The following is a 7261-nucleotide window of genomic DNA, read 5'->3' as shown; positions in this document are numbered from 1 at the left end:
GTTGATAGGCCAGATCTGGAAGCCCGGTAACGGGTGGAGGTGACTGGTACTAATAGGCCGAGGGCTTGTCCTCAGTTGCTCGCGTCCACTGTGTTAGTTCTGAAACAACGAACAGTTGTGTCGGCTGAACAGCTACACCACTTAATTGAAGAGTGTGCTTGTTCGCTGCCCTGTTTGAGATCCCGCTTTGCGGCGGGATATTTCATAGGGTTTCGGTGGTCATAGCATGAGGGAAACGCCCGGTTACATTCCGAACCCGGAAGCTAAGCCTCATAGCGCCGATGGTACTGCAGGGGGGACCCTGTGGGAGAGTAGGACGCCGCCGAACAATCTTTGGAGGACCCCTGGTCCCAGCGTCCACGCTGGGACCAGGGGTCCTTTTTGTTTTGTCGAAGCGCGCCGGCTACCCGGCTGCGCAAGAATGACTGCGGTACCGAAGACTAGGAGTCACCGATGTCCACCAACTCTCCCGACGAGCGACCGGAGCGCGGCCAGCGAAGCCGGGACGGTGGCGACCGGGGCGGAAACCGTGGCGGCGCACCGCGTCGCGACAACGACCGCAGTGGCGGTGGGCGTCCTCCGTTCCGCCGCGACGAACGCCCCACCTCCGGTGGCCCCCGCCGTGACGACCGCGACCGGAGTGCTCCGCGTCGTGACAACGACCGCGGTGGTGAGCGCGGTGGGTTCCGCCGTGACGACAACCGTGGCGGCAGCGGCGACCGTGGCGGCTTCCGCCGCGATGACCGCTCGACTTCCGGCGCTCCGCGCCGTGACGACCGCCGTGACGACAACCGTGGTGGCGGTGACCGCCCCCAGTTCCGCCGTGACGACAACCGTGGCGGTAGCGGTGGCGGTGACCGTGGCGGCTTCCGTCGTGACGACAACCGTGGCGGCGGTGACCGCCCCCAGTTCCGCCGTGACGACAACCGTGGTGGCAGCGGTGACCGTGGCGGCTTCCGCCGCGATGACAACCGGGGCGGTGGCGGTGGCGGCTACCGCGGGCGCGATGACCGTGGTGGCGGTGGGGATCGTCTTCCGTTCCGCCGTGATGACCGTTCGACCTCTGGCGCCCCGCGCCGTGACGACCGCAGTGGCGGTGGGGATCGTCCTCCGTTCCGCCGCGACGACCGTTCGACCTCCGGTGCTCCGCGCCGTGACGACCGACGCGATGGCGACCGTCCGCCCTTCCGGCGCGATGACCGCCGTGATGACAACCGCGGCGGTGGCGGTGGTGACCGTGGTGGCTTCCGCCGTGACGACAACCGTGGTGGCGGCGACCGTCCCGGGTTCCGTCGTGACGGGGATCGTCCGGGGTTCCGGCGCGATGACCGCCGTGACGACAACCGTGGCGGCGACCGCGGCGGTGACAACCGCGGCGGCTTCCGTCGTGACGACCGCCGTGATGACCGTCGCGACGACCGGCGTGATGACAACCGTGGCGGTAGCGGTGGCGGTGACCGTGGTGGCTTCCGCCGTGATGACAACCGTGGCGGTGCCGGTGGCGGTGACCGTGGTGGTTTCCGTCGCGACGACAACCGTGGCGGTGGTGGCGACCGTGGAGGCTACCGCGGCGGGCGCGATGAGCGTGGGCCGCGGCGTGACGACAGCCGTGGCGGGCGGCCCGGCGGGTTCCGTGGGCGCGATGACCGGCGTGACGACCGTGGCGGCGACCGTGGTGGCTACCGCGGGCGTGACGACCGTGACCGCGAGCCCATCAAGCGGCTGCCGATCCCGGACGACGTCACGGGCCGCGAGATCGACAAGGACGTACAGCAGGAGCTGCAGAGCCTTCCCAAGGGGCTCGCTGAGGACGTCGCCAGGAACCTGGTGATGGTCGCCAACCTCATCGACGACGACCCCGAGCAGGCGTACGCCTACGCGCGGATCGCGCTGCGGCTCGCGTCGCGTGTCGCCGCCGTACGAGAGGCCGCGGGCTTCGCCGCGTACGCGACTCAGAATTACAACGAGGCGCTCGGCGAGTTCCGGGCCGCCCGGCGGATGACCGGCACTGTCGAGCTCTGGCCCGTCATGGCGGACTGCGAGCGCGGTCTTGGCCGGCCCGAGAAGGCGCTGGACATGGCCGGTGCGCCCGAGGTGCAGAAGCTGGACAAGCCGGGCCAGGTCGAGATGCGTCTCGTCGCCGCCGGTGCGCGTCAGGACCTGGGCCAGACCGATGCCGCCATCGTCACCCTGCAGGGTCCCGAGCTGGCGTCGAACTCCGTCCAGCCGTGGACCGCGCGGCTGCGTTACGCGTACGCCGACGCGCTGCTCGCCGCCGGTCGTGAGGACGAGGCGCGCGAGTGGTTCGCGAAGGTCGTCGAGTCCGACAAGGACGGCAGCACCGACGCGTCGGACCGCCTCGCCGAGCTGGACGGTGTCGAGTTCGTCGACGTGCTTCAGAACGATGCCGAGGTGCCGGTCTCGGAGCCCGTGGTCGCCGACGTCACCCCCGTCCAGGAGGACGAGGATGAGGACGACGACGAGGATGAGGACGACGAGGACGACGAGGACGAGGACGAGGACGAGGACAGCGGTAAGTCTGGGCGCTGACCTGGTCGGCTAGTCACCTGGCCGCACAGAACGGGCGGGATCCCCTCAGGGGGCCCGCCCGTTCTCGTATGCGCGCTGCGGAGGTTCAGAAGTCCAGGTCGCGCAGGACCAGGCCCGATGCCGGCTTGGGGCCGAAGGACGTGGACTTGCGGGGCATCGTGACCCCCTGGCGGGCCAGATCGCGTACGACTTCTTCGCGGACCGGGTGCATCAGGACGGCCGTGCCGCCGTCGCGCTCCGCCTTCTCCACGGTCGCCGCGGTGTCGTGGATGTACGCGATGTGCTCCGGCGCGTCCGGGATCTGCCAGATGTGGTCGAGGAGCGTGGAGTGCAGGACCGTCGCGTCCAGGGTGCGCCAGGCCTCGGGCAGGTCGGCGGGGATCGTACGGGCCAGGAGGTCCGGGGACGGGCGGTCGATGAGGTGGAAACCGCCGTCACCCGCGAGGAGGAACGCGTTGCCTTCCGCCGCGGCTTCGGCCAATGCTTCGAGGGCGCGCGGCAGGGAGCCTTCGACGGTGCGTATGCGGAAGGAGTCCGTGAGGGCCGCGAGGGCGTCCGGGACCGGGAGCCGGTGCAGGTAGCGGTGGATGGAGCGGACCCGCAGGGGGTAGCGCGCGGTGTCCACCAGGAGGACCAGGCCGTAGTCCCAAGGGCTGGGTGACGGGTGCTCCGAGCGCAGTCGGAGGGTGGTCGCCCAGCGGTGGTGTCCGTCCGCGATCAGGGCCTGATGGCGGAGGAGATCTGACTGGATCTCGGCGAGATCGGCGGGGTCGGTGACCGCCCACAAGCGGTGACTGAAGCCGTCCTCCGTGGTCGTCGACAGGAGAGGCTCGGTGTCCACGGTGCGCTCGACGACGGCCGTTGCGCCCGTGGCGTCGCCGTTCGAGCGGTAGGTCAGGAGCAGCGGTTCGAGGTTGGCGCTCGTCGCGCGCATCAGGCCCGCGCGGTCCTCCACGACGTGCTGCATGACGCCTTCGTGGGGCAGGACGATGCCGTCCTCGGCCTCGGAGAGGCGCAGGGCGCCGATGACGCCGCGCTGCAGGATGTCGGCGTCGCGCTGCTCGTAGACATAGAGGCTGGGCTCCGGGTCGGGCGCCAGGATGCCCTGGGAGAGCCAGGCCCGCAGGGTCTGCGCTGCCTGTTCGTTGCGGGCCGCCGGTGTGGTGGCCTGCGGGAGGATCAGCCGGACGATGTTGTGCGGGTCGGCGGACTCGAGGTGGAGCAGGCCGTCGGGCCGTACGACCACGTCGTACGGGGGAGACGTCACGGCGGCGAGGCTGCCGACCTGCTCGGGGACGTAGCGCACGCCTCGGAACGGGATCAGGTCGAGGCCTTGGTCGTCGGTATGACCCGCTGTGTTCATTGCTGCATCGTATGTGTGTCAGTGGCATGAGCGATGATCGGGGGAGTGGGATCGATCGAGGAGCGATGCGTAATGAGCCAGACCGTCAGGACACGGCCCGCGGGCAGCCGAAATGTGCTGAGTGAGGCGTATGACACCGCGCTGCTCGACCTGGACGGGGTGGTGTACGCGGGTGGGCACGCCATCGCGCACGCCGTCGATTCGCTCGGGACCGCCCGCGCGGGGGGCATGCATCTCGCGTACGTCACGAACAACGCGCTGCGCACGCCGGACGCGGTGGCCGAGCATCTGAGTGAGCTCGGCATCCCCACCGGGGCATCGGACGTCATCACGTCCGCGCAGGCGGCGGCGCGCCTGGTGAGCGAGCAGGTGCCCGCGGGCGCGCGGGTGCTTGTGATCGGCGGGGAGGGGCTGCGGGTCGCGCTGCGGGAGCGGGGGCTCGAGCCTGTCGAGTCGGCGGACGACGGTCCCGTGGCGGTCGTGCAGGGGTACGGCGGTCCCGACATGGCATGGGGGCGGTTCGCCGAGGCCTGTTACGGGATCGCGCGCGGACTGCCGTGGTTCGCGTCCAACACCGACCTGACGATTCCGAGTGCGCGGGGCATCGCGCCGGGCAATGGCGCGGCGGTCGAGGTCGTACGCATCGCGACGGGCGCGGAGCCGCAGGTGGCGGGCAAGCCGCTGCCTCCGATGCACCGCGAGACGATCCTGCGGACGGGCGCCGAGCGGCCGTTGGTCGTGGGGGACCGGCTCGACACGGACATCGAGGGCGCGTTCAACGGAGAGGTGGACTCGCTGCTCGTTCTGACCGGGGTCACGGACGGCGCCCAGCTCCTCGCGGCCCCGCCCGAGCACCGGCCTACGTACGTGGACGCGGACCTGCGCGGCATGCTGACCGGGCAGCCCGAAGTGACCCCGGCCGATGGCGGCTTCGGCTGCGGTGGGTGGACGGCGTCGGCGCGGGGGCACGAGCTGGTGCTCGACGGCGAGGGCGAGGCGCTGGACGGGTTGCGGGCGCTGTGCGCGGCGGCGTGGACTCAGGCGGGGGACGGGAAGTGCGCGCTGGACGGGGAGAAGGCGTTGGCGCGGCTGGGGGTGTAGCAGCGGGGGGTGGAGGGGGGGAGAGCCGTGTGGCTGTTCTGACGGCTGCCCCCCGGGCGAAGTCCCGGCCGACGGGCCGACGGGGCTTCGCCCGGGGGCAGGCGCAGGGGAGGCAGTAAGGGATAGGGGAGGGTCAGGCCGTCTCGTTGCGGTCGATCAGTTCGTCCGTGGTGGTGCCCTTGCGCCAGTAGCCGGAGAAGCAGATCCGCTTGCGGTCGAAGTCGCGGTCGCGGACCAAGTGGCGGCGGACCGTCTTGACGGTTGCCGACTCGCCCGCGACAAAGGCGTACGGGGTGCCCGATGGCAGCTCCGCGGACTGGATCGCCGACGGTGTCGCGCCTTCCTCGGTGAGCCAGGTGATCTCGGCGTCGGCCTTCGTCGGCAGCTCCTGCTTGTCCGCCAGGTCGTGGACCTCGATCCACACGCGGGTCGGCGTCGCGGGCGGGAGCGTCTCCAGGATGGCCGCGATCGCCGGGAGCGCCGATTCGTCGGCGGCCAGGAGGACCCAGTCGGTGTCCTGCGGCGGCCTGAACTCGTACGCGCCGTTCTCCTCCTCGACCGGGGCGAGCACGCCGATCCGGGCGCCGGGCTGAGCGCTGCGTGCCCAGCTGGTGGCCGGGCCGTCGAAGGGCGAGGGAGCGGGGCCGTGGACCGCGAAGTCGACGATCAGTTCGTCGGGGTCGCGGCGCAGTTCACGTGTGGTGTAGGTACGCATGATGCCCCGGACGTCGGGATCGAGGGCGCACCAGTCGGCGTACCAGTTGGCCGCGTTCTCGCCCGTCGTGTCCGGCATGACGGGGGCGTCCTGCCCCGGATGCGGCAGGAACACCTTGATGCGCTGGTCGCGGCCCGCCGACGCCATCCCCGCCAGGCCGTCGCCGCCGAGGGCCACGCGGATCATGGCGGGGGTGACGAACTCGGTGCGCAGCACGTGGACATCGAAGAAGTGGTAGGGGGACGCAGTCATCAGGTGAGCCTCTTCGACTTCTCTATCGCGGTGGCGAGTTGTTCGAGCACGGGGGCGTAACCGGCGTAGCTGTAGCGCTCCTCCATGGACCACGGCACGGTCTGGCCGGCCTTGACGGCGGGGAGCAGCGCCCAGGTGGGTTTCTTCGCGAGTTCCTTGGGCGGCATGGCGCTCGTGCGGTTGTCGATCATGATGAGGTCGGCGTCGTACTTGTCGACGTTCTCCCAGCTGAGGAACTCCCAGAAGCCCCACTCGTCGCTCTTCTCGCCCTCGACGAACTCGACGCCGAGATCCTTGAAGTAGTTGAGGTCGCAGTAGGAGTCCGGCACGGCGACGTACATCTGGTCGGCGTCGCCGGTCATCGCGAGGACTTTCAGGCCGCGGTTGGCCTTCGCCGCCTTGCGCAGCGTCCGTTCGGCCTTGTCGAAACGGGCCTTGGCGGCCCGTACCTTCTCCGTCCCGAGGTCCGCGCCGAGTGACTCCGCGAGTTCGGTGTAGCGCTTCAGCGGGTCCAGGAGCGAGGTGCGGGCGCCCTTGATGCCGACGGTGGGCGCGAGCGCCTCGATCTTCTTGACGCTTTCCTCGGGGACGAACCAGAGGGCGGGCGGCGGGAACATGTTGCTGATCAGGAGGTCGGGCCCCAGGCCCGCGTACTTCTCGATGTTGAACTGGCCCCAGGACTCGCCCAGGCTTGTCAGTTTGTCGACATCGAGATCGCCGGCCTGGGGGTTGGGCCTGCCGTCCACCGGCTTGGAGGGGCCGAAGGTTCCGGTGCATGCGACGCCGTAGTCGTGCAGGGCGGCGGCGGTGCTGATGAAGGCGACGATGTTCTTCGGTGTGTGGTCGACCTTGGCGGTCTTGCCGCGGTCGTCCTTGAAGCTCCAGGGCCCCGCGCCCGGCATCGCGCCCGAGTCCTTCTCGGACTTCTCGCCGCTTCCGCAGGCGGCGAGCAGGGCGCCGAGTCCGAGGGCCCCGCCGGAGGCGAGCAGGCCGCGGCGGGACATGCCCGTGCTCGTTACGCCTGTACTCGATATACCCGTGCTCGATATACCCGTGCTCGATACGCCCGTGATACCCGTGCTCGACATGCCCGTGCTCGACATGCCCGTGCTCGACGTTGCGTCATCTGCGTCGCCGCCGCATGCTGTCAGAGGTCCGCCGATGCCGAGGGCCCCGCTCGCGCCGGGCACACCGTGACGGGTCGGAGCGGGAGATATCGGGCGGCGGGCGCGCATAGGTGGTGCTTCTCTCGTCGAAGTCGGCTGCGAGGGTAGGCTAAC

At 70.1% G+C, this 7261-nt stretch carries 5 protein-coding genes, 1 rRNA gene and 1 pseudogene; 4 read left to right on the top strand and 3 right to left on the bottom strand.

The window, feature by feature from the left end; translation table 11 throughout:
• Positions 1–211 precede the first annotated feature (211 nt).
• The 3 genes and pseudogenes from rrf (at position 212) to ACZ5CR_RS33390 (ending at position 2550) form a co-directional block, all read left to right on the top strand.
• Positions 212–328 (top strand): 5S ribosomal RNA (gene rrf / locus ACZ5CR_RS33400).
• Between the two features lie 125 nt (positions 329–453).
• Positions 454–1494, top strand: a pseudogene (locus ACZ5CR_RS33395) (hypothetical protein); the annotation flags it as partial.
• Between the two features lie 228 nt (positions 1495–1722).
• A complete protein-coding gene (locus ACZ5CR_RS33390) occupies positions 1723–2550 on the top strand; it encodes a tetratricopeptide repeat protein (RefSeq protein WP_468864444.1) in 828 nt (275 codons plus the stop codon).
• An 85-nt stretch (positions 2551–2635) separates the two neighbouring features.
• Here the strand turns inward: ACZ5CR_RS33390 and ACZ5CR_RS33385 are convergent, their stop codons facing one another.
• Positions 2636–3913: a DUF1015 domain-containing protein gene (locus tag ACZ5CR_RS33385; protein WP_468864425.1), complete on the bottom strand. Its 1278-nt coding sequence runs from the start codon at positions 3911–3913 to the stop codon at positions 2636–2638.
• Between the two features lie 72 nt (positions 3914–3985).
• Here ACZ5CR_RS33385 and ACZ5CR_RS33380 point away from each other — a divergent pair, with 72 nt between their 5' ends.
• Positions 3986–5014, top strand: a complete 1029-nt coding sequence (locus ACZ5CR_RS33380; protein WP_468864423.1) for an HAD hydrolase-like protein — start codon at positions 3986–3988, stop codon at positions 5012–5014.
• A 133-nt stretch (positions 5015–5147) separates the two neighbouring features.
• Here the strand turns inward: ACZ5CR_RS33380 and ACZ5CR_RS33375 are convergent, their stop codons facing one another.
• Complete coding sequence (locus ACZ5CR_RS33375; protein WP_468864421.1) at positions 5148–5981, bottom strand: siderophore-interacting protein; 834 nt, start codon at positions 5979–5981, stop codon at positions 5148–5150.
• Positions 5981–6985, bottom strand: coding sequence for an ABC transporter substrate-binding protein (locus ACZ5CR_RS33370; RefSeq protein WP_468864418.1), 1005 nt, complete (start codon positions 6983–6985; stop codon positions 5981–5983). The genes ACZ5CR_RS33375 and ACZ5CR_RS33370 overlap by 1 nt, the downstream gene beginning before the upstream one ends.
• Between the last annotated feature and the right edge of the window lie 276 nt (positions 6986–7261).

Source organism: Streptomyces sp. NPDC031274, from assembly GCF_055570235.1.
The sequence above is the reverse complement of the archived record's forward strand: the minus strand, read 5'-3'. Positions and strand labels throughout refer to the sequence as shown.